Source organism: Chitinophaga sp. GbtcB8 (assembly GCF_019091455.1).
Classification (GTDB): domain Bacteria; phylum Bacteroidota; class Bacteroidia; order Chitinophagales; family Chitinophagaceae; genus Chitinophaga.
In genome coordinates this window covers 652,066-675,757 of sequence record NZ_JAGXJN010000001.1, presented here as the reverse complement: position 1 = coordinate 675,757, position 23,692 = coordinate 652,066, and the positions used below count along the sequence as shown (strand labels likewise).

The 23,692-nt window shown below is 47.8% G+C and carries 17 protein-coding genes; 10 read left to right on the top strand and 7 right to left on the bottom strand.

All coding sequences use genetic code 11. From position 1 onward, the window contains the following. Nucleotides 1-92 precede the first annotated feature (92 nt). The 3 genes from KVT36_RS02765 to KVT36_RS02755 form a co-directional block, all read right to left on the bottom strand. Nucleotides 93-482 carry a VOC family protein gene (locus KVT36_RS02765; RefSeq protein ID WP_217601949.1) on the bottom strand — a complete coding sequence of 130 codons (390 nt, stop codon included), beginning with the start codon at nt 480-482 and terminating at the stop codon, nt 93-95. A gap of 311 nt (nt 483-793) precedes the next feature. After that, the gene (locus KVT36_RS02760; RefSeq protein ID WP_217601948.1) at nt 794-2,482 is read right to left on the bottom strand and encodes a pyruvate dehydrogenase complex dihydrolipoamide acetyltransferase; all 1,689 of its coding nucleotides are present in this window, start codon (nt 2,480-2,482) and stop codon (nt 794-796) included. Nucleotides 2,483-2,614: 132 nt separating this feature from the next. Continuing rightward, a complete protein-coding gene (locus KVT36_RS02755) occupies nt 2,615-4,519 on the bottom strand; it encodes a DNA polymerase III subunit gamma/tau (RefSeq protein ID WP_217601947.1) in 1,905 nt (634 codons plus the stop codon). 472 nt (nt 4,520-4,991) lie between these two features. On the opposite strand from KVT36_RS02755, the gene KVT36_RS02750 reads away from it, so the two are divergent. Next, on the top strand, nt 4,992-6,404 hold the full coding sequence (locus KVT36_RS02750) for an ATP-binding protein (RefSeq protein WP_217601946.1): 1,413 nt from the start codon (nt 4,992-4,994) through the stop codon (nt 6,402-6,404). 84 nt (nt 6,405-6,488) lie between these two features. Here KVT36_RS02750 and KVT36_RS02745 read toward each other — a convergent pair whose 3' ends face one another. After that, entirely contained in the window at nt 6,489-7,649 is a 1,161-nt protein-coding gene (locus KVT36_RS02745) for a hypothetical protein (RefSeq protein ID WP_217601945.1), read from the bottom strand. Between the two features lie 124 nt (nt 7,650-7,773). Between KVT36_RS02745 and KVT36_RS02740 the strand changes: the two genes are divergently transcribed. Beyond that, on the top strand, nt 7,774-8,385 hold the full coding sequence (locus tag KVT36_RS02740) for a hypothetical protein (protein ID WP_217601944.1): 612 nt from the start codon (nt 7,774-7,776) through the stop codon (nt 8,383-8,385). Between the two features lie 84 nt (nt 8,386-8,469). Here KVT36_RS02740 and KVT36_RS33065 read toward each other — a convergent pair whose 3' ends face one another. Beyond that, a complete protein-coding gene (locus tag KVT36_RS33065; protein ID WP_305858470.1) occupies nt 8,470-9,921 on the bottom strand; it encodes a DUF6600 domain-containing protein in 1,452 nt (483 codons plus the stop codon). Between the two features lie 383 nt (nt 9,922-10,304). Here KVT36_RS33065 and atpD point away from each other — a divergent pair, with 383 nt between their 5' ends. From atpD to KVT36_RS02720, 3 genes are all read left to right on the top strand, one after another. After that, entirely contained in the window at nt 10,305-11,807 is a 1,503-nt protein-coding gene (gene atpD, locus KVT36_RS02730; RefSeq protein ID WP_217601943.1) for a F0F1 ATP synthase subunit beta, read from the top strand. A gap of 26 nt (nt 11,808-11,833) precedes the next feature. Further along, complete coding sequence (gene atpC / locus KVT36_RS02725) at nt 11,834-12,088, top strand: ATP synthase F1 subunit epsilon (protein ID WP_217601942.1); 255 nt, start codon at nt 11,834-11,836, stop codon at nt 12,086-12,088. A gap of 1,310 nt (nt 12,089-13,398) precedes the next feature. Then, nucleotides 13,399-13,605 (top strand): helix-turn-helix domain-containing protein, encoded by a 207-nt coding sequence (locus KVT36_RS02720; RefSeq protein ID WP_217601941.1) that lies wholly within the window; start codon nt 13,399-13,401, stop codon nt 13,603-13,605. Between the two features lie 507 nt (nt 13,606-14,112). On the opposite strand, the gene KVT36_RS02715 is transcribed toward KVT36_RS02720, so the two are convergent. Further along, nucleotides 14,113-14,664 (bottom strand): YqgE/AlgH family protein, encoded by a 552-nt coding sequence (locus KVT36_RS02715; protein WP_089906182.1) that lies wholly within the window; start codon nt 14,662-14,664, stop codon nt 14,113-14,115. A 440-nt stretch (nt 14,665-15,104) separates the two neighbouring features. Between KVT36_RS02715 and KVT36_RS02710 the strand changes: the two genes are divergently transcribed. After that, nucleotides 15,105-16,469 (top strand): sensor histidine kinase KdpD, encoded by a 1,365-nt coding sequence (locus KVT36_RS02710; protein WP_089906181.1) that lies wholly within the window; start codon nt 15,105-15,107, stop codon nt 16,467-16,469. A gap of 10 nt (nt 16,470-16,479) precedes the next feature. Beyond that, nucleotides 16,480-17,292: a HesA/MoeB/ThiF family protein gene (locus KVT36_RS02705; protein WP_217601940.1), complete on the top strand. Its 813-nt coding sequence runs from the start codon at nt 16,480-16,482 to the stop codon at nt 17,290-17,292. Between the two features lie 109 nt (nt 17,293-17,401). On the opposite strand, the gene KVT36_RS02700 is transcribed toward KVT36_RS02705, so the two are convergent. Continuing rightward, complete coding sequence (locus tag KVT36_RS02700) at nt 17,402-18,313, bottom strand: LD-carboxypeptidase (protein ID WP_254639804.1); 912 nt, start codon at nt 18,311-18,313, stop codon at nt 17,402-17,404. A 171-nt stretch (nt 18,314-18,484) separates the two neighbouring features. Between KVT36_RS02700 and metG the strand changes: the two genes are divergently transcribed. From metG to KVT36_RS02685, 3 genes are all read left to right on the top strand, one after another. After that, nucleotides 18,485-20,566, top strand: a complete 2,082-nt coding sequence (metG, locus tag KVT36_RS02695; protein ID WP_217601939.1) for a methionine--tRNA ligase — start codon at nt 18,485-18,487, stop codon at nt 20,564-20,566. Between the two features lie 107 nt (nt 20,567-20,673). Continuing rightward, complete coding sequence (locus KVT36_RS02690; protein WP_217601938.1) at nt 20,674-20,916, top strand: hypothetical protein; 243 nt, start codon at nt 20,674-20,676, stop codon at nt 20,914-20,916. 336 nt (nt 20,917-21,252) lie between these two features. Further along, nucleotides 21,253-23,652 (top strand): 3-hydroxyacyl-CoA dehydrogenase/enoyl-CoA hydratase family protein, encoded by a 2,400-nt coding sequence (locus tag KVT36_RS02685; RefSeq protein ID WP_217601937.1) that lies wholly within the window; start codon nt 21,253-21,255, stop codon nt 23,650-23,652. Nucleotides 23,653-23,692 lie beyond the last annotated feature (40 nt).

The window sequence follows — 23,692 nt, the reverse complement described above, 5'->3', positions numbered from 1 at the left end:
TTTTCAAAAGTTTGTGAAAGAAGTCTATCATTTATAATCAGACAACTGAATAGGATATTAGAAAAAAAGGATCGCCATAATCAACGAACGGGCTACCCCATCGAATGCAACGCCACTCTATTTCCCTCCGTATCCCTGATAATAGCATAATAACCCAGCTCCATTTCTTCCGATACGGGCGCTTTCTCCTGTTCCACATGCCCACCCGCCGCCGCAACGCGTGCCAGCACCTGGTTCAGGTCATCACCGGCATTCAGGTACACCAGGCTGCCACGCTGACTGGGTATATAGTCCGGGCCTTGCACAATAGCGCCGCCAATACCGCCGCCCTGGGGGGCAAACGGTAAAAAGCCTCTTTGATTAGGGCCCATTACGGAAACCTGCATCTCATAATCAAACAGCTGGCTATAGAACTGGCGGGCACGGTCAAAATCATTGACAGGTATTTCAAACCAGTTAAGGGTATTTACAGGCAATTTCATGACAGAAACAAGGATTAGGATGTTGGGGTATAATTAAATTTACTGAATTCAGCCGAACCGTCCAAGCAGAATAGCAGCATACTGTTCATGATGGTTTCCGGGGGGCGGTGCCGTTATACGGTAGTCGGTGCTGCCTGTTCATTTGCCAGAGGCATCAAAGCGCCTGCAGATCCGGTTGTAGCCTTGAAATAAAAAGAAGATGTTTCAAAAATAAACGGATCGTTTAAACAACAACCCGTCTTTATCAGGCACCCAAATAAAAAAGGGCGAAGCACCTGCTTCGCCCCTTCGTATAGTTATTTGCGTAAGTGTTATACCAGCATGGTCACCGGGTTTTCCAGGAACCCTTTCAGGGTAGCCAGGAAGCGGGCGCCTACCGCACCGTCTACAATACGGTGGTCGCAGCTCATGGTCAGCTTCATGATGTTCTGCACCTTGAACTGTCCTTTTTCTGATACTACGGTTTCTTTGATATTACCCACAGCCAGGATTGCGGAATCCGGCGGGTTAATAATAGCCGTGAACTCGTCTATACCCAGCATGCCCAGGTTGGAAATGCTGAAGGTATTGCCGCTGAACTCCTGCGGTTGCAGTTTTTTGTTCTTGGCTTTTTCATACAGCTCTTTAGCTTCACCGGCTATCTGGCTCAGGGATTTCTGATCTGCAAAACGGATCACCGGTACGATCAGGCCTTCGTCAATAGCTACGGCAGAACCGATATGGATATGCTGGTTGGTGCGGATAAAATCACCCATCCAGCTGCTGTTTACAAAAGGATGCTGGCGAAGGGCCATGGCAGCGGCCTTGATCACCATATCATTAAAGGAAACTTTTACAGGAGAGATCTCGTTGATGGTTTTGCGGGCTTCCATTGCTTTGTCCATCACCACATCTATTTTCAGGTAGAAGTGGGGCGCGGTGAACTTGCTTTCGCTCAGGCGGCGGGCAATTACCTTGCGCATCTGGCTCAGCGGGGTATCGGTATAACCTTCCTGGCCAGCCGGTACAAATGCAGGAGCTGCACCACCTTTTGCCGCAGCAGGAGCAGTAGCAGCTGCCGGTTTAGCGCCGGGCACAAAGCTGTCCACATCCTTTTTCACGATACGGCCACCATCACCGCTTCCGGTTACCTGGTTAATGTCAATCCCTTTTTCTTCTGCCAGCTTTTTGGCAAGGGGGGAGGCTTTAACGCGGCCATCCTTAACAGCGCCGTTACTTTCTGCCGGGGCAGTAGCAGCAGCAGTCTGCGCTTGGGCATCGCCGCTTTTATTTTCAGCAGGTGCGGCACCACCAGCTGTGGGAGCGGGAGATCCGCCTTCAGCTGCCAGTATAGCATCTACATTCGTTCCTTTTTTACCTACAATGGCTATAATGCCGTTCACTTTAGCGGCTTCGCCTTCTTTTACGCCTACGTATAAAAGCTCACCATCGGCATAACCTATTACTTCCATGGTAGCCTTATCGGTTTCCACTTCTGCCAGCACATCATCGCTCTTAACGGTATCGCCTACTTTTTTATTCCATGCTACTATCTTGCCTTCTGTCATGGTATCGCTCAGCAGCGGCATACGGATCACCGTTGCATTCTTCAGCGCTTCGGCTGCTGCAGCGGCATCGCCGGCCGGTTGAGCGGCTTTGGCAGCAGGTGCTTCAGCCTTCGGCGCTTCTGCTTTGGGCGCTGGTGCAGCTGCATCGGCCTTACCGTTGGATGCCGGCGCTTTAGCGGCGCCACCACCTTCCAGTAAAGGTTTATAATCTTCACCGGCTTTACCTACAATAGCTATGATATCATTTACTTTGGCAGCCTTTCCCTTTTCCACGCCTACATATAACAGCGTTCCCTCCACATATCCTATTACCTCCATGGTAGCCTTATCGGTTTCCACTTCAGCTATTACGTCGTCTGATTTTACGGTATCACCCACCTTTTTATGCCATTCCGCAATCACCCCTTCTGTCATCGTATCACTTAAAAGGGGCATTCTGATAACTTCTGCCATAGTCTTTAGTCAAAATTTTGCCCAAACCTACAAAAGAAAGTCGAAAGTCGAAAGTCGAATCTCAAAGTAAAGCCGGGAGTTATTAAGTAAGAAAATGAGGGGTTAGTGCCAACGTAGTCAGCAATAACCGGTTTAAAAATCCAATTCCATGTTCAGCCGGTCCTTCAGCTCTTTGATCATGGGATAATGCTCCGCCATTAGCTGGAATTGTTCCCGGCTGCTGAGCGGCGCCGGACCTATATCCTGGGTTTGCTGGCTTTCATCCAGCTGCAGGGTGAGAATAATAGCCGGGTTATTGAACTTACGTTTAAAAAAGTCGGAAATAGCCAGCTTTTCTTCTTCCATAAAGCGGAACTGTACAATGTTCCGGCTTACAATCCCGATCTCTTCCTTTCCCAGCAGGTTAATAATGGCCAGCTGGAGGTTGCTCACTACCGTCATTTTATTGGCCTGCCGGAAAATGTCAATAAACTCTTCCCAGTACACGGCCAGCGCGCCTGCTGTAATAGGCACTGCTTCACGCACGGTAGTTTGCTGCTGTCTGGCCGCCAGGGCTTCCTTCATGGCTGCCAGGCCCGTAAGCTTGCTGCCGGTAGCGGGTGCGCCTTGTTTGGCAGGTGTAGTACGGGTTGCCGGCGCAGTATTATTATTAGCGGGTGTAGTAGTGGTATTGGCTGCGGCAGCAACAGGCGCCGTAGCTGCAGGTGTCGTGGGGGTGGTTGCCGGTGCAGCAGTAGCCGCTGTTTTAGCCGCCGGCGGCGTCTCTATTGTTAGCTTTGCGCCTTCATTTTGTGCAATGGAGGCCGCTGTTGCGGGTTTGCCGGCGCTTTTAGGCCCGGCTGCCTGGGCAAAAGGTGCGCGTAATTGTTGCGGCACTGCGCCATCAGGTACTAACTTTTTTTTTACCACTTCGCCGGACTGGTCATCGCCGGCCAGGGTAACGGCCTGCTGCAGGTAACACAGCTTGATCAGCGCCATTTCCACGTGCAGGCGTTTATTACGCGCCATCCGGTAGTTGATCTCCGTTTCATTCAGCAGGTGCAGGGCGGTGATCAGGTAGGCCGGGCTTATTTTGCCGGACAGCTGTTTGTACCGGTCCTTCAGGTTGCCGGATACTTCCAGCAGGTGCAGCACCTTTTCCTCTTTACACATTAATAAATTACGCAGGAACTCTGCCCAGCCGTTCAGGAAATTATCTCCTTCAAAACCTTTCTGCAGGATCTCGTCAAATATCAGCAGGGCGCCGGCTACATCCTGCTGCAGCACGGCATCCATTACTTTAAAGAAATAGTCGTAGTCCAGTATGTTCAGGTGCTCCAGTGTATTCTGGTAGGTGAGGTGCCCGCCGGTAAAGCTTACAATTTTATCCAGGGTGCTCAGGGAATCACGCATACAGCCATCTGTTTTCTGGGCTACCAGGTGCAGGGCGTCGGCTTCAGCCTGTATATGCTCTTTCTCGCAGATCTCGTGCAGATGATCTACCGTATCCTGTATGGTAATGCGCTTAAAGTCAAAGATCTGGCAACGGCTCAGGATCGTAGGAAGGATCTTGTGCTTTTCCGTGGTGGCCAGGATGAAAATAGCGTAGGAGGGCGGTTCTTCCAGTGTTTTCAAAAATGCGTTGAAGGCGGAGGAGCTGAGCATGTGCACCTCATCTATGATATAGATCTTATACTTGCCGGCCTGCGGTGCAAAACGTACCTGCTCTACCAGGGTGCGGATATCATCCACGGAGTTGTTGGAAGCCGCATCCAGCTCGTGAATATTAAAAGAGCTGCCTTCATTGAACGATTTGCAGGAGTGGCACTCATTACAGGCCTCTCCGTCCGGTTGAAGGTTCTCACAATTAATGGTTTTGGCCAGTATACGGGCACAGGTGGTTTTACCCACTCCCCGCGGACCGCAGAACAGGAAGGCATGTGCCAGCTGGTTATTACGGATCGCATTTTTAAGAGTAGTGGTAATGTGTGATTGTCCTACTACGGTAGAAAAATTCTGAGGACGGTATTTACGGGCCGAAACGATAAAATTCTCCATATGCAAGCATTCGCAAAGCCCGAAAGTACACATTTTTTCGGACTGTTATCCGCCCGGCGGCACACCTTGCCGGTGGCCGGATGCTAACCGGATATATAACGAAAAGCAGGATAGATCAGCGGTTCAGCGCTACCTGTTTTTATGGATCCTGAACCGTTTGTAAGAATTAAAATTTACCATGTCTGTAAATTTCTTTAATTTTCTTGCTGATACCCAATCGTTAATTCCCGGCTGGTATCCCTTTGAAATAACTATAAACCAAAAGTAGGGGCGTGAATGTTTTACCCGTCGTATGTACAATAAGTTGCAACTGATCTATTAGGATCCTTCCAGGTTATCTGTTGAAAAAGACAATACACCATGTATCAAATTTTAATTTAATTAAATGCGCTTTTTACGTATTGCACTGTTTGTCCTGTTGGCCTGTAAATTAATTGTTGGGGTGACAGCTTTATATTATCACCGTCATAATATGAACCAACTACGACAGGCTATGCACCAGTTAGAACTGGAAAATAGCGCCATGCCTGCAAATGATGCCGCGCAAAAGCAGGCCATGCAAGCCCGGCAAGCCGCCATTACCGCCGATTTCAACGGACGCACCAGGGGTATGGAGAATGTTGTGCTGCTGGTGATCGCATTATTGGAACTTACCGCGATAGTAACTGGTGTTATCTGGTGGGACTACCACCGCAAGGATAAACAGCTTCAGAAAGAAAAACAACATGCGCTGAATGCTGCCAAAGCCCGCTCTGTATTCCTGGCCAATATGAGCCATGAGATACGCTCCCCGCTAAACTCTATTGTAGGTTTTACTGAACAATTGTCGCATACTCCTTTACAGGAAAACCAGCAGGAGCTGTTACATCACATAGATGTATCTGCCGGCCTGCTGATGGATGTGGTGAATGATGTATTGGATTTTTCAAAGCTGGACAGCGATTATATCTCCATTCAGAAACAGCCATTTACATTGTACCAGGCCCTGGCAGATGTAACGAACACTATGCGCATACAGGCCACCAGCAAACAGCTGCAGCTGCATTTTTCCTTTGCGGGCAACCAGCAGCAGCATGTGTTGGGTGATGTGTTCCGTCTGAAACAAATCCTGGTGAACCTGTTGGCCAATGCCATCAAATACACTGAAACAGGGAGTGTTACTGTAACCGCTAAGCTGGATAGCAGCGGTGGCCAGGGAGTGTTGTCCCTGTCAGTGGAAGATACCGGCCCGGGTGTGCCACCGGAAGTATTACCCCGCATTTTTGAACGGTTTTACCAGGTACGTTCCGCCCACCATAAGCCTGGTGGTACCGGCCTGGGGCTGGCTATTACCCAGCGCCTGGTACAGCTGCACGGTGGCAGCATCAGCGTGGAGAGTGAAGTAGGCAAAGGCACGCGCTTCAGCTGCCAGATCCCTTATGAGCTGGCAACCCCTGCGCAAACAGTAATTATTACCCAGCATGATATTGAGCAAATGACCGGCAACCAGCTGGAAGGACTGTATGTGCTGATAGCTGACGACCAGGAAATGAACCTGCTGCTGCTGAAAATAATGCTTACCCGCTGGAAATGCCGTTTTGATATGGCCAGGGATGGCGCCATAGCCTATGAGCTGTACCAGACCAATAACTACGACCTGATACTGCTGGACCTGCAAATGCCGGAAATGAGCGGGCTGGAAGTGGTACAGCACATCCGTGCCGATAAAGACACCAAAAAAGCAAAAGTGCCCATCGTGGTGCTTACCGCTGATATTGACCGGCAGGATGAAGAAACCTTCCGCAAAGCCGGGTTCAATGACTGGCTGCTGAAACCCTTTAAGGAAAGAGATATTTATAAAAGCATTCTGAAACAGCTGCCCCGGGCAAGAATGCAGGCGAATTAATATGCAAATTACAGATATGCAGATGTGCAAATGGTGATCTTCGCTGCATTACATCTGCACATTTGCATATCTGTCATCTGCACATTACACCAGCGGATGCCGTTTAAACTCCTTGGTACGGTCAAATAAATAACGGTAGGTGGTAAGCTGGCGGCTGCGGTAAGCGCCCAGGTTCTCGCCAATATTGAGCATTTTGGGATTAAAATCACCGATCCACTGCATTTCATAATCCTCATACAGGTGCTGCCCCTGTATCAGCTTGGCGCCTTCCACGATCATATAAGCATCCACTCCCTTGCCCTGGAACTCCGGAACAATGCCAAACACAATACCGGTGAATTTGCGGCATTGGCGGGTATACTTCATCCACAGGAGCTGCAGCTTTTGCCATAACCCGAACTGGCCGTTCATATGCTTAAAGAACTGGTTCAGCTCCGGCAGGTTTAACCAGCAGGCAATAGGCTCATTGTTGTGATAAACAAACCACACCACTTTTTCATCCATCACCGGTTTCATTTGCTTAAAGATCTGCAGGGCCTGCGTCTTGGTTATCTCTTTGCCTCCGTCATGGCCGGCCCAGGCTTTATTATAGATGGTACAAAAATCTTCTGCATACTTTTCCAGCTTGTTTTTTTGCAGGTGCTGTGCCTTGTAGGCAGGGTCCTTGTCCAGGGCATCGTGGCGGGCATAGAACTTCTCCTGCAGCTGCACCCCAACGTTTATGGCAAAGCAAATCTGGTAAAAGAAAGGCTGGAAACCATAGGTTTCAAACAGGTCTTTGTAATAAGGCGGGTTATAGTTCATACAGTACAGGGGTTCATGAAAACCTTCTGTAAGCAGGCCCCACCAGTTATTGCGCTCACCAAAATTAATAGGGCCGTCCATAGCGCCCATGCCCCTTTCCTGCAGCCAGTGTTTGGCGGTATCAAATAAAAGGTTGGCCGCCGCCTGGTCATGTACGCAATCAAAAAAACCGATCCCGCCGGTAAGCTGCTCATCACCTTTAGTGCGGTATTTGTTGTTCACAAAAGCGGCGATCCGGCCAATCCATTGCCCCTGCTTGTTCTTCAGCAGCCAGCGTACACATTCCCCGTGCCGGAAGGTTTTGTTCTTCTGCGGGTCAAATACAAAATTAATATCCTTATCCAACGGACGGATCCATTGGGAGTTATGTCTGTTAAGGTTTACGTGGATCTGTATAAACAGCCGGGCGGTTTGTTCGTTATCTACTTTGATGAGCTCCATAGGGGAGCAAAAATAAGGAAGTCGGAGAAAGGATGTATAAAGCAATTTTATAATGGCATCATTTTTTCTAATTGCCAGGATAAGCCCGGTAAAACAGGTACAATACCATTAACAACTATTCCAGATGAAAAAAACATCACCTTTTCTTTATACGATCATCTTTTTCTTTGTAGCTATTATCCTGGGACTGGGCTATTACCGGCAGCAGCAGCGGGTGCGCAAGGTATTACAGCAAAATGAGCGCCTGCTGAATGAGAATCGCGACCTGAAGCAAAGCCTGAACCTGGCCAGTGGGGCCGCCCAGCAAATAGCCGACCGTAAAGACCAGCAGCAGCGCGTGCAGGGCAAGTTTGTGGAACGCCGCACGTATTACCGCCGTAACTGGAAGCAGTTTATTTCCGTTAATACCAGCGACTACAAAACCGGCTTCTTTGGCGGTATCAAAAACCTGCAGGTGATCGTGAAAAACCAGACAGAGTACCCGCTTGACAATGTAGTGGTAAGCGTGCAATACCTGCGCAGTAACGGGGATGTATTCAAAACAGAACAATATACGGTGAATGATGTACCGGCTAAGGAAACCCGCGCCGTGGATGCTGCCGGCAGCCGCAAAGGCATGAAGGTGCAGCTAAAGCTGATCAGCATTACCAGCCAGGCTATGAACTTTTGCTGGGCATTTAATAAACCCGCCCCGGAAGGCAATCCTGATCCTTTTCAGTGTGTAAGTGATCAATAATTTATAATTAATTAATTAAAAAGAGGGAAATAAGACTGTCTTATTTCCCTCTTTCAATCTCCTGCTTTTTATTCCTGTTTCATCTTATCCTCGCTGTATCCTTCCTCCGCCACCGCCACCATTGTTGTCGTTAGTACGGCGTGGGGCTGGTGCTGGTGCAGGACGTGGTGCTGATGGCTGCTGCATACGCGGCGCAGGGGCCGGGCGTGGAGCAGGAGCGGGCATGGTCCGTTGTGGCTGCGGGGCAGGATTATTCCTGGGTTGCGGCGCCGGACTTGTCCTGGGCTCCGGCCTTGGTGCAGGTGACGAAGGCTGTGTCCTTGGCATTGGTGCAGTTACAGGAGCAGCTGCCGGGCGGTTGTTTGGCTCGTTGAATATACGCCGGGGCGGATTATTGTTCGGAGCTGGGCTGTTAACTGGATTACTGGGCCGGTTCGGCGCTGGATTATTAGGAGCCGGTGTTACCGGACGGTTATTATTGTTGTTATTATCAAATATACGCCTGGGCGCATTCCGGTTCGGTTCCGGGGTATTAACCGGCTGATTATTGTTATTATTCGGGACATTGGCAGGCGGGTTCACCCGGTTGCCATTATCATTATCAAATACGCGGCGGGTTCTGCCCGGCACACCCGGCTGGGTAACGTTATTGTTGTTATTAGGCGCAGGCGTGGGAGTGACCCGGTTGTTATTACCGTTAATCCTGGTAGGATTGTTTCCGCGGTTATTATCAGCCAGCGGGCGGCGCAGCTCTGCACCCTGCGGGCGGAAAATGCGCATCTGGTTGTTACTCAGGCTGCCGCTACCCGGACGGTCACTGTTCACTACCCGTACCGGGGTAATAGGCCGGCGCGTTACCCTTTCCACATCCCGCACTTCAGGGCCACGGTAGTAACGGTTATTATTTACTACCCGCACATTATTGATCACGGTAGTATTGTTAATAATGGTTACGTTGCGGCTACGGGGCACATAATACTGGTGAAGGCTGGCGCTGCCTATATATGCGCAGGGCACAAATGACCAGTAAGCCGTCGGAATGTTCATACTTACCCCAATGCTCATACCCGGTGTTAACGGCGCCCAGCCATAATAATCCGGGCTGTTACGCCAGCTTACCCACGCAGGGCCCCATTCTTCGCCAGGCACCCATAACCACCCGTAATTATTGTCAAAAGCCCATCGGCCGTAGTGGAAAGGCGCCCAACCCCAGGGGTAGTCGCTCATCCAGGTCCAGCCATAATCTGTATATACCCAGTGCCCGTTAGTAGAGTAGGGCTGAAAGTCCCGCCCGGCATTGGGCACCCATACCCGTCCGTATTGTCCGTAGTTCATCCATTGTCCATATGGGCTTAAGGCATCATAAAAGGCAGAAAAAGATGCATTTCCCTGCTGATAAGGATCCTGGTCATAATTTTGATCATAACCCTGGTCATAGTACTGTTGTGGTCTGGCCGTTGCGCAACTATCGGCTAATGTAGTGATGGTAAAGCTGGCAATAATTACGCTCGCATAGAAGTTTATCTTGCTTTTCATATCGCATACTTTTAAAAGGTATCAGGAAAATCTGTCACGCATTTCCTTAGGTTGTTGTGTACATTACAAATAATGCGATTATCGTACCAGAGGCGCCATACCGGCACTTTCTTAACGCTATTTAACGGTCAGGCAGGGGATTTTAGGACGGCCTTAACATTTACATGGTGTAACACGCAATTTGGCAGGTGAATATTGTGCAATGAGCGAAGAAAACAGGGTAATTAACGATAAATAAGATGATCAGGAGTTGGTTTGGTATTAGGTATTTATATATTTGAATTTGACCCCGATGAATCCGGGCGTTTATTTGAATTTTACCCCTTTAACCATTACCTTTGCGCCAAATTTTATAAACCGCTCATTTAAAGATTTATAAATATATGCCTAACACAGGTAAGATCAAGCAAATTATCGGTCCCGTAGTGGACGTGCATTTTGAAGGAAAATTACCCGAAATCTACAACGCCCTGGAAGTAACCCGTGAAAATGGTCAGAAAGTAGTATTGGAAGTGCAGCAGCACCTGGGTGAAGACAGCGTTCGCTGTGTAGCCATGGACTCTACAGATGGTTTCGTAAGAGGAATGGCCGTATCCGACAAGGGCACCCCTATTAAAATGCCTGTTGGCGACCAGATCAAAGGACGCTTGTTCAATGTGGTAGGTGAAGCAATTGACGGTTTGGGAGATATTGACGCTTCCAATGGTTACCCCATTCACCGCCAGCCCCCCCGTTTTGAAGACCTGGCTACCGATACAGAAGTACTGTACACCGGTATCAAGGTAATTGACCTGATCGAGCCCTATGCAAAAGGTGGTAAGATCGGTTTGTTTGGCGGTGCGGGTGTAGGTAAAACCGTATTGATCCAGGAGCTGATCAACAACATTGCAAAAGGTTACGAAGGTTTATCAGTATTTGCCGGTGTAGGTGAGCGTACCCGTGAAGGGAACGATCTGATGCGTGAAATGATCGAAGCCGGTATTGTAAAATATGGTGAAAAATTCCAGGAATCCATGGAGCATGGTGGCTGGGAGCTGGGCGCAGTAGATATGCAGGCCCTCAAGAACTCACAGGCTACTTTTATCTTTGGCCAGATGAACGAACCCCCCGGAGCCCGCGCACGTGTGGCCCTGTCCGGTTTAACCATTGCAGAATATTTCCGTGACGGAGATGGTTCTGCCAGCGGCGGCCGCGATATCCTTTTCTTCGTAGACAACATCTTCCGTTTTACCCAGGCAGGTTCTGAAGTATCCGCGCTGTTAGGCCGTATGCCTTCTGCGGTGGGTTACCAGCCTACTTTGGCTACGGAAATGGGTCTGATGCAGGAACGTATCACCTCTACCAAAAACGGTTCTATTACCTCCGTACAGGCGGTATATGTACCTGCGGATGACTTAACGGATCCAGCTCCCGCAACAACCTTTGCCCACCTGGATGCTACCACCGTACTGGATCGTAAGATCTCCGACTTAGGTATCTATCCTGCTGTGAGCCCGCTGGATTCTACTTCCCGTATCTTATCGCCTGCCATTGTAGGTGAAGCACACTATAACTGCGCACAAAGGGTGAAAATGATCCTGCAGCGTTATAAAGAGTTACAGGATATCATCGCCATCCTGGGTATGGATGAGCTGAGTGATGAAGATAAGCTGACCGTAGTGCGCGCACGCCGTGTACAACGTTTCCTGTCACAGCCTTTCCACGTGGCAGAACAGTTTACCGGTCTGAAAGGTGTACTGGTGCCCATTGAAGAAACGATCCGCGGTTTTAACATGATCATGGATGGTGAAGTAGATGAGTATCCGGAAGCTGCCTTTAACCTGGTAGGTACCATTGATGATGCCATTGAAAAAGGTAAGAAACTGCTGGAAGCAGCCAAAAATTAATTCTTCATTTTTAATTATTAATTATAATGTTGCTTGAAGTTTTAACACCTGAAAGAAAGCTGTTCACCGGAGAAGTGTACGGCGTGCAGCTGCCGGGTATAGATGGCTCTTTTGAAGTGCTGAACCGCCATGCGCCGCTGATCGCTGCTTTAGGCAAAGGCAAAATGAAGGTGCTGAAAGATAAAGTGCAGGCAGAGTATTTTCAGATAGAAGGCGGCTTTGTGGAAGTGCTGCGTAATAAAGCAACCGTGCTGGTAGAAGGCGCTTCGTTGATTAGCTAATAAGCAGAGATGCACATAAAATAACAGGCCGGGTATGATTACCCGGCCTTTGTTTTTGTCCTAACTATTCCAATCTAAGAAGACCCCGTTAAAAGCGCAGTAGGAATACTGGCCGGGTTATTCAACGAGCAGGTTATTGCCGATTATGATAATTACATTACATAACTACCATGCAGCAGGCATATAACCCTATTCCTATGAAAATGAATATATTTAAGTGCCTCTGAACGGTAGCTGCCGTTACAGAAGTACAGGTGTATCTTCAATAAGTTTTTGGGTGTTTTTTTATATTATTATCCGATGCAAGCTGGCCTAAAAGAGGCCTACCGTTATCGTTTTCATAGGTTTAGCTATTCGGCTGTTAATGCTTTCGTTGCTCCTGCTCTCACAGTTGAAAAATGGGTTAAAATGCATCGCGCTCCGTGGTTGATCCTACCGTATCCATTTTACATTAGCAAGATATTTAAATTGTTTTGAATATTCTCACTCCGTTTAGTCATTTTTGTTAGGGGGAACAAAGGGCGGCACGTTAACCATTGGACTTCAAAGCATAGGCACAGAAAAAAAAATCAAAATTTTTATTAACAGATTGATGTGTAAAAATACACCGGCCTCACCCGCCAGGAGCCTTGCCAGCAGATGAAAGCAGCCGGAACTGTAATAATACACCAGCCGCAAGTTTACGAAAGTGATTGAAAGCGACCACACTATGAACCTTCCTGATCCCAATTGTTGTTAAATCACAAAAAAAGCTACCTACGTAAATCTTTTTCAGCAACGCTCACCATATTCCTATTCGCTTGAAGATCAGGCCTGTATTGTTTTAGCTGGATTTGGCGGGAAAGCGCTGTTGCGTGCTTACGCAAATAAAAAAGCGTAAATGCTTCATTTCCATTGCAGCTTAACCGGTTACGTTTATGCTTAAAGGTGTATTTTCACTTAACAATTCATTAACAAGTCATTAAGAATTCAGGCGTGCAGAATTATTTAACTTAATAGAAGCGGTTCTCTAAACTATTTTATAGCTATTCCTGTTAAACCATTAGACCATAAAGACACACACTCCATTGTATGCATTAAATGCAATTGTTTGTTTGATAAACTGATGTACCATGTCCTTAAACTTAACTTGCCCGCGTAACCCGGTTTATGCCTGGAGAAAACGAATGATCACGTGCATGGCTAAACGTTGCTGTTTGCCGTATAGTGGTGATAGTTAGTACTCCTGCATTTTATAATCCTGATCATATCCGTCTTTTACATAGCAACCCTCTCATATGGATCAAAATACCGTTACACACACGTACATAATGCGTGTTATCCAAAAGCTTCGTTCACTGCGCCGTAAAAAGGAATACTCGCAGGAGTATATGGCTTTTATGCTGAATATTTCTCAAAATGCATACAGCCGTTTGGAGAATGGTAAAACCCCGCTTACCATTCATCGCCTGTTTGAAATTTGTGATCTGCTGAAAGTAAAACCGGCAGAGTTCTTAGGGCCGGATGTATGGGGCTGATCCCTTAACGGCGCAAACGATGTTGTTTTCACCTGGCCGGCTTTAATCAGCAAACCTATGCGTGCTGTAAGGCTTTTTATGCATGAAAAAGGCCGGGAAAACCCGGCCTTTGCGGTTATGTCATAGGATGGCTACAACGGAAGATTTTCGTGTGCCAATGCATTCTCAAACAGTCAGTAATAACTGTAGTACCATAATCGGCATGCTGTTACCAGCACAAATATTTTTGATAGTGATAAATAGCCTGGTTGACGGGTGTACCTCGTGCGGCCTGTAAGTTACAACGGGAATAGGCAATGGTCTTATCGGGGAGCTACGGGTGATCATACAATGACTTTCACAACGGGATCAGCAAATGTTTATGCTTATAAAGTTGACAATTATTTTTTCATTTTCCTAAACGTATAGTGGTTAAAGTATGCCTGTAAGGTTTAATCTCTGCAGGAAAATAAAATCCCGTTGCGGGCCACGCCACAACGGGATCCGCTGCTTTATAAAGCAATATTTTTAATTCAAAGACGGGTCAATGGGGAAGTTGGCCATAATGGCAAAATTGTTCCCTAAATTCTTCAGCGATTGCTGCCAGATGTTCTGTTCCTTTTCATCAAAAATAAGGGCCGTATCGCTCTCAGATAAGATCCAGGATTTTTCATTGAACTCATTCACCAGCTGCCCGCTGCTCCAGCCGCTATAACCAATAAAGAACTTGATCCTGCTCAGATCCAGCCGGCCTTCATTCAGCAGCGATACTACATTCTCAAAACGGCCGCCCCAGTAAATGCCGGGAATGATCTCAAAACCACCGTCAATAAGCTCCGGCTGCTGGTGTACAAAGTGAATAGTATCCATTTGCACCGGGCCGCCAAAGAACACGGGAATGTTAGGCACCAGCACTTCAGGCACCAGCTCATCCAGCGTTTGATCAAACAGCTTATTGATCACAAAACCAAAACTGCCCTTATCCTGGTGTTCACAAAGTAATACCACGGTGCGCGCAAAGTTCGGATCTTTCAGAAAGGGATCAGCTATGAGTAATATTCCGGGAGCAAGGGACACCATACGCAACAATTTTGATCACTAAAATAAATTTAACCAATTTTGATTGTAAATGAAACAGGTACAATAAAAAAAGGAGGCTAGAAAGCCTCCTTACCATTTTATCAACCAAAATCTAAATCGCTTATGGAACGAAATCCACGTCGATGTATGTAGAAAGTTTAATTATTCAATTTTGTCTCTGGTATCTACTTTACAAATTTGATACCAGTTTATACAGCAAAGGTAAGCAAAGAAGCAATAAAAAATGCAGCGGTACGCAGTTAAAATTACGTTAAAGTGATAGTCTTTTATTAAAATTAAGCTGCTGAACGGGTTACGTGCTCTAATTTTGTATTATCGTTGCTATAGCAATAATTGTTTTTGACAGAATTTAAGACACTTAATACTATCTTAGAAAGTTACAAATCAGATACTTGCTTATTTAAGTTTTTACAAAATACATGCTACCGTTAAAGAAAACATTTCCGATCATCGTTGTGCTTATCACCCTGTCGCTGCTGGGGATTATTGTAATACAGGTCAGCTGGATACGTAACGCGGCCATTCTGCGCAAAGAGCAGATGGAGCAGCGTTTCCTCAATGTGCTGATGAATGTGCGCGATGAAATGGTGCGCCGCCAGGCCCCGCCCATCCGGTTTAAAATGGGCGGCACTGCCCTGAGCAAAGGGGCAGATAACAGCTTTACCCTGGAAAAATATGAGCTGAGTAATATAACCGTAGACGTAAGCGACCGCTTTACAACCGACGAAGTAGAGCAGTTGATAGACAGTATATTACATAAGCAAAAGCTGGATACAGATATTGACTTCGGCATTGTGGGCAGAAGCAGCTTAAGCAACGACAAGATTGTTGTAAAACTGCAGTCGGCGCATTTTTCTGATCATATGAACCTGGCCAACAAGGACACGCTGGACTATTCCATACAAAGTGTTCCCCTGGTTAGCAGCCTCGATCTGTTGACGGACCGCACCGAACTGTTGTATATAATTTTCCCCAACAATAACCTCTCTATCCTGCGCTGGCTGGGATGGGTCATAGTTGGTTGTGTACTGTTTACACTGATCATTGTCACCGCCTTTGCCCTTACTATCCGGACCTTGCTGAACCAGAAAAAGCTATCGGAAATAAAATCAGACTTCATCAATAACATGACGCATGAGCTGAAAACCCCGCTGGCTACCATTTCTCTGGCAATAGACGCCATTGGCAACCATAAGGTGATGGATAATAAAGAGAAGATCCAGTACTTCTCCGGCATCATTAAAGAGGAAAATAAGCGCATGAATAAACAGGTGGAAAGCATTCTGCAATCTGCCTTGCTGGAAAAGAACGAAATAGGCCTGAACCTGCAGGTGCTGGATGTGCATGAGGTGATACAGCATACCGTGGATAACCTGCAGCTGCAAATGGCTTCCAAGAACGGGCGGGTGGAGCTGCGGCTGGATGCCATCAACCCTATCATTAAAGCGGATGATGTGCATTTTTCCAACGTGATCTTTAACCTGCTGGATAATGCCATCAAATACTCCAAGCAGCACCTGGAAGTAATGATCAGCACCTATAACACCCGCAAAAGCATTGTGATCACCATTTCCGATAACGGCATTGGCATGAGCCGGGATACGATTTCCCGTATCTTTGAAAAATTTTACCGCGCCCATACCGGTAACGTGCATAACGTAAAAGGTTTTGGCCTGGGCCTCAGCTACGTAAAAGCCATTGTGGATGCCCACAAAGGCAAAATAAAGGTAGATAGCGCTTTGGGCAAGGGCAGTAAATTCACTTTAGAATTTCCGCAGGAATAAGCATTATAGCATGGCATTAACAGAAAAAGAAATACAACACTTCCGGCATCCCATAGCCGTACCCGGTATGGGGCTGGCTATGCAGGAAAAGCTCAAAACATCCAGGGTATTGGTAATAGGGGCCGGTGGCCTGGGATGCCCGGTGATACAATATCTCAGCGCCAGTGGCATTGGCGTAATAGGCATTGCAGATTATGGCGTGATCACTGATGAGGATATGCACCGCCAGCCCATTTACCAGATGCAGGACCTGCGTAAGCATAAAGCTAAAATGGCATCCAGCCGTTTATGGGCCACTAACCCCTTCACCAAACATTATCCTTTGCTGGTGCAGATAAAACCGGAAAATGTGCTGCAGCTGATCACTGAAATGGACCTGGTAATTGACTGTTCCCAGCACCTGCCTACTCACCTGGTAGTGAACGATGCCTGTGTGCTGCATGAAAAACCGTTTGTGATAGGAGAGGTACATAACTGGGTATCATGGTGGGCAGGGTATAACATTCCGCAGCCGGATGGCGCGCCCTCTGCCTCTTACCGCTGCAGTGCCGCACTCACGGAAACTTACCGCAATTTTGACGCAGGGGCCATGGGCGTTACCCATGGCGCTACCGGTTTGCTGATGGTGAATGAAATACTGAAATACCTGGTAGCTGTACCGGACGGCCTCGTAAATAAGCTATATAGCATGGATTACCTGCACAACCAGTTCAGGAGCCATAACCTTACACCGGATAGAGATCTGATCGCCCAAACTAAAGCAGCAGGCGTTTTAACAGCTGAGGACTACGGGCTGGAGATTGTGCCGGATGTGGAGGATTAGCAGCTTTTCCCATGTCTTTCTCATGAGTTTCTCATGTCTTTCCCTACTAGATCCCATGTTTTTCCCTAGTGCATCCCTAGTGAAGTCCTAGTCAGAGGTATAATTAATGCTATTTGGCGGTATAAAGTGTACTGCCTTTAGCATTTACCTTGAGCTGGTGTTTAGTACCCAGCCGCAGGGCGTAATTCTCCACCTGGTGCCCGGAGGGGAAGTCGTAGCACACCGGGTATTTGTAATCTTTTACGATATTCCGGATGATCTCAAATTCGTTCTGTCCAAAAGGGGTAGTGGTTTCCTTACCATCTACAAAAGCGCCTACTACCAGGCCTGCCAGCTTATCCAGCCAGCCGGCGCGTTTCAGGTTATACATCATGCGGTCCACATTGTAGCGGTACTCGCTGATGTCTTCCAGCAGCAGGATCTTGCCTTTGGTGTCAATTTGTGATCTGGTGCCTGACAGGTTGGCCAGTAATGACAAATTGCCTCCGACCAGTACACCGCTGGCTTCTCCGGGGCGGTTTAGCTCATGCGGGGCAGCTGCATATTTATAGGCTTTGCCGCGCAGCGCCTGGTGCAGGCTGTCCACATACACATTTTCTGCAGTGGCTTCGGTAATGCCGCTGCACATCAGGGAGTGCAGGGTGGCAATGCCGTACCGGTGTTGTACGTGGGTGTGCAGGGTAGTAATATCGCTGTAACCGCATAACCACTTGGGGTGTTTGCGGAAGCGGGTAAAATCCAGCTTATCCAGCAGGCAGATCATTCCGTAGCCACCGCGGCCAAATACAATTGCTTTTATTTCCGGGTCGTCCAGCATAATCTGCAGCTCTTCCAGCCGCAGCTCGTCCGGGGCGGAAAAATTATGGAAGCTGGTGCCTACCGTAATGCCCAGGTGCACCTGGTAGCCCCAGGAGCTGATCACACCGGCCGCATATTCTGCCGCAGCCAGCTCCATTTTACTACTGCTGCAGGTAATGCCTATAAGATCGCCTTTCTTCAGATAAGGGGGAATTTTCATCATTCTAATGCGCTTTATTTACCTTTGCGGACTGGTTTGCCGGTTTACGCTTCCCTCATAAAAGCAGGAGGTATGTTTTGGAAAACAGTTCCACCAAAAACTTCAGGTCCAAAATAAATCAATAAACCAGAAAAGAAACAAACCTTCAAACATTTAAGTATTGTTTAAACGGATATGGCAAAATTTAATAGATATTTAATAACAGCTGCGTTACCCTATGCTAACGGACCGGTGCACATTGGTCACCTGGCCGGCTGTTATTTACCAGCGGATATTTACGTCCGTTACCTGCGTGCAAAAAAAGCCGATGTAAAATTCATTGGCGGAACAGATGAACATGGCGTGCCCATTACCATCAAAGCCATGCAGGAGAACGTAACCCCCCAGGATATTGTAGATAAGTATTACAAGATCATCAGCGAAAGTTTTGCGGAGATGGGAATATCCTTTGATATTTTCTCCCGTACCTCGCGCCAGGTGCATCATGAAACAGCCGCCGCTTTTTTCCTGAAAATGTATAACGACGGCCGCTTTGAAGAAAAAGAAAGTGAGCAGTATTTTGACGAGGTTAAACAGATGTTCCTGGCCGACCGCTACATTGTGGGCACCTGCCCTGTTTGCGGCAATGACCGCGCCTATGGCGATCAGTGTGAGCGCTGCGGTACTTCCCTGAGCCCGGAAGAGCTCATCAACCCCCGCTCTGCCCTGAGCGATGCTGTGCCCGTGAAAAAGAAGACCAAACACTGGTACATGCCCCTGCAGGACTATGAGCCCTGGTTAAGGGAATGGTTGCTGGAAGGCCATAAAGAGTGGAAAAATAACGTGTACGGCCAATGTAAAAGCTGGCTGGATAACGGCCTGCAAAGCCGCGCCATGACGCGCGACAGCAACTGGGGCATTAAAGTGCCGCTGCCTGATGCAGAAGGCAAGGTACTGTATGTATGGTTTGATGCGCCTATTGGTTACATTTCCGCCACCAAAGAGCTGACGCCTAACTGGGCCGATTACTGGTGTAAGGACGATACCAAGCTGGTACACTTCATAGGGAAGGATAACATCGTGTTCCACTGTATTATTTTCCCGGCCATGTTAAAGGCCCACGGCGGTTTTGTAGTACCGGAAAATGTGCCTGCCAACGAGTTCCTGAATATTGAAGGCGAAAAAGTATCAACCTCCCGCAACTGGGCCGTATGGGTACATGAGTACGTGCAGGATTTCCCGGATCAGCAGGATGTGCTGCGTTATGTATTATGCAGCACTGCACCGGAAACAAAGGATAATGACTTTACCTGGAAAGATTTCCAGGACCGCAATAACAACGAGCTGGTAGCTATTTTCGGCAACTTTATTAACCGCACCATGGTGCTGATGCACAAATTGTGCAACGGTAAAGTGCCTGCCTTCCATGCCGATGTAAAAGATGCAAAGGATGATGCGTTAATGAACGCATTACAGGAAGCCAAACAGAAAATAGAAGATGCGCTGGAGAATTTCCGCTTCCGGGATGCCCTGCAGGAAATGATGAATGCAGCCCGTGAAGGCAACCGTTACTTACAGGAAAAACAACCCTGGATCCTGGCTAAAACGCCGGAACTGCAGGCGGAAAATCAAAAGCTGATAGACAACTGTTTGCACCTGTGCCTGCAGCTCACCGCCAACCTGGCTATTTTCAGTAATCCCTTTTTGCCGTTCACCGCTAAAAAGATCTGCCACATGCTGAAAGTGGTGGACCGTATGCTGGAATGGGAAAATGCCGGCAGCCTGAAGCTGGTGAGCGTGGGTTATAGCCTGCGTCCGCCGGAGCTGTTGTTCAAAAAGGTGGAAGATGAGCAGGTGAAAGCACAGGTGGATAAGCTGCATGCAGGTTTAAAAAAGCAGGCTGCTGTCACTACGCCCGCCATACCGCCGCCTGTACCTGTAGCGCCACCCAAAGCAGAGATCCAGTTCGATGATTTTGCCAAGCTGGATCTGCGCGTAGGTACTATTATACAGGCAGAAAAAGTAGAGAAGGCCGATAAGCTGTTAAAGCTGTTAGTAGACCTTGGTACGGAAAAACGTACAGTCGTTTCCGGTATTGCTATGCACTTTAAGCCGGAGGATATTGTAGGTAAGCAGGTAACGCTGGTAGCCAACCTGGCTCCCCGCAAAATGAGAGGCATTGAAAGCCAGGGCATGATCCTGATGGCCGAGGATAACGGGAAGCTGGTGTTTGTAAACCCGGCAGAGATGGTGAGCCCGGGTAGTGGTGTAAGCTGACATGTTTTTTTAGAAGCATAATGCATGCACAAAGTCAGCAGGATAGGGGATTCTGGCGGGCTTTGTGCATTGCTTTTTTTAATGTAGATTCGTAGAAATTGTTATTTATGGGAGCGCCTTCATTGGATAGTGAATTTATGAAATACTGGTTGCGGCTGACAAGTATTGAAAAAGAATCGCTTTTAAGTGTAGCTAAGCATTACGTAGCACTGAAAGATGAGGTAGGCCGTGTGGGTATAGAACAATACAACCAGGAAATAGCTGCAGCTATGGATGGTATAGACGCCGGTGAGTTTTATACACATGAACAGGTAACAGCCATGTCCAAAAACTGGGTAGGTGGCAAATAGGAATATTGTCTGGGGCAAGGTTGCCTTTCAACAGTTTAGATAGGTTATCCGGTTCCCCGGAAATATATCCCCCAGATAAGTACAAGCTGAATAATGACGGAAACTATCGTGCCTTTGAATGTCAGCGACTTCGGATAGCCTATTATACAGGCCCGCATGAAATAAGAATATTACGCATACGGCATACCTACCGTGAACCGCTAACATACTGATAGCATTCCCACTAAAAGATAGACTAGAAAAACCCTTCCCTTTGTACTCCGTACTCCAAAAAGTCCTAAATTCAAGGATCAAAATAAAGAAACAACGTTTTTATCGATAAAGGCTATCAGCACTATGAAAAGACACATTAATAAAATTGCCGTCCTTGGTTCCGGTGTAATGGGTTCCCGTATTGCCTGTCACTTTGCCGGCATTGGGGTGCAGGTGTTATTACTGGACATTGCCCCTAAAGAGCCCAACGCAGCCGAGCAGGCTAAAAAGTTAACCCTGGACAGCCCCCTTGTGAAAAACCGTATTGTAAATGAAGCCCTGCAATCCGTACTCAAATCAAACCCTTCACCGGTATTTACAAAAGATGTGGTAAAACGCATTCAAACCGGCAACTTTACAGATGATATGCCCCGCATAGCCGATTGCGATTGGGTAATAGAAGTAGTAGTAGAAAACCTGGACATTAAACGTTCCGTATTTGAACAGGTTGAAAAATACCGCAAGCCCGGCACCTTTATCACCTCCAACACATCCGGCATTCCCATTCATTTAATGACAGAAGGCCGGAGTGATGATTTCAAAAAATATTTCTGCGGTACGCACTTCTTCAATCCCCCGCGGTACCTGCGTTTGCTGGAGATCATTCCCACCCCGCATACCGATCCGGAAGTAATAGATTTCCTGATGCATTACGGGGATCTGTATTTGGGTAAAACCACCGTACTGTGTAAAGATACACCGGCATTTATAGCCAACAGGATAGGCGTGTTCTCTATCATGGCCATCTTCCACATTATGCAGGAGATGGGGTTAAGCATTGATGAAATAGATGCGCTCACCGGCCCGGTAATAGGCCGTCCTAAATCCGCCACCTTCCGTACCGCTGATGTAGTAGGTATTGATACGCTGGTGAAGGTAGCAAAAGGTGTGGCTGATAATTGTCCGCAGGATGAGGCACGGAAGATCTTTGAGATCCCGCCTTTCCTGCAAAAGGTAGTGGAGAACAACTGGCTGGGCGATAAAACCGGTCAGGGTTTTTATAAAAAGACGAAAGGTGAAGGCGGTAAGGAAATTCTCACGCTGAACCTGCAAACCATGGAATACGGCCCTAAACAGCGGCCTAAGTTTGGCAGCATAGAAGCCGCCAAACCCATAGAGGACCTGAAGCAGCGCATTCGTATGCTGAACGCTGCTACGGATAAGGCCGGGCAGTTCTACCAGTTATTCCATGCGCAGCTGTTTTCGTATATCTCTCACCGTATCCCGGAGATAGCAGATGATATTTACAAGGTGGATGATGCCATGAAAGCCGGTTTTGGCTGGGAAATAGGCGCCTTTGAAACCTGGGACCTGCTGGGTGTGGAAGCCACGGTAAAGGCCATGGAAGAAAAAGGTTTTGCACCGGCCGCCTGGGTTAAAGAAATGCTGGCTAAAGGCATCAAAGCTTTTTATAAAGTAGAGAACGGCAAAAAATATTATTATGAGGTAGCTACCCAGGCCTACAAGCTGGTGCCCGGGGCCGATACCTTCATCATACTCGAAAACCTGAGCAATAACGTGGTGTGGAAGAACAGCGCCTGCAATCTGTATGACCTGGGTGATGGAGTAGTAGGGCTGGACTGGAAAACCAAGATGAACACCATTGGCGGTGAAGTGCTGGAAGGCGTGAACAAAGCCATAGACCGTGCAGAAAAAGATTTTCGCGGGCTGGTGATCGGTAATGACGGCACTAACTTTTCTGCCGGCGCTAATGTAGGCATGATCTTCATGCTGGCAGCAGAGCAGGAGTATGATGAGCTGGATATGGCCGTACGCCTGTTCCAGAAAACCACTATGCGTATCCGTTATTCATCCATCCCGGTAGTAGTGGCGCCGCATGCGCTTACCCTGGGCGGTGGTTGTGAAATGTGCCTGCATGCAGATAAGGTGCAGGCAGCTGCAGAAACCTATATAGGCCTGGTAGAGCTGGGGGTAGGTTTAATTCCCGGTGGCGGCGGTACCAAAGAAATGGCCGTACGTGCCAGTGATGAGTTTAAAGAAGGCCGTATTGAGGAAGAGCCGTTAAAAGACCGCTTTATGACCGTAGCCATGGCTAAAGTAGCCACAGCCGCGCATGAAGCCTATGACCTGGGCATTCTGCGCCCCGGTAAGGATGAAATTACTATGAACCTGAGCCGCCTGATCGCCGATGCCAAGCGCAGTGTGATCACGCTGGCCGATGAAGGATATACCCGCCCGCAGGAAAGAAAAGATGTAAAAGTGCTGGGCCGCACGGCGCTGGGCGCTTTGCTGGCAGGCATTAACGCTATGCAGGTAGGGAAATATATTTCAGCACACGATGCCAAGATAGGCGGTAAGCTGGCTTATGTAATGTGCGGGGGCGACCTGAGCGAAACCTCCCTGGTAAGTGAGCAATACCTGCTGGACCTGGAGCGGGAGGCCTTTTTAAGCCTGGCTGCTGAACGTAAAACACTGGAACGCCTGCAAAGTGTTATCAAAACCGGTAAACCGATCAGAAATTAATATTAGATCTTAGATTTACGATTTTAGATTGAAATCCCCT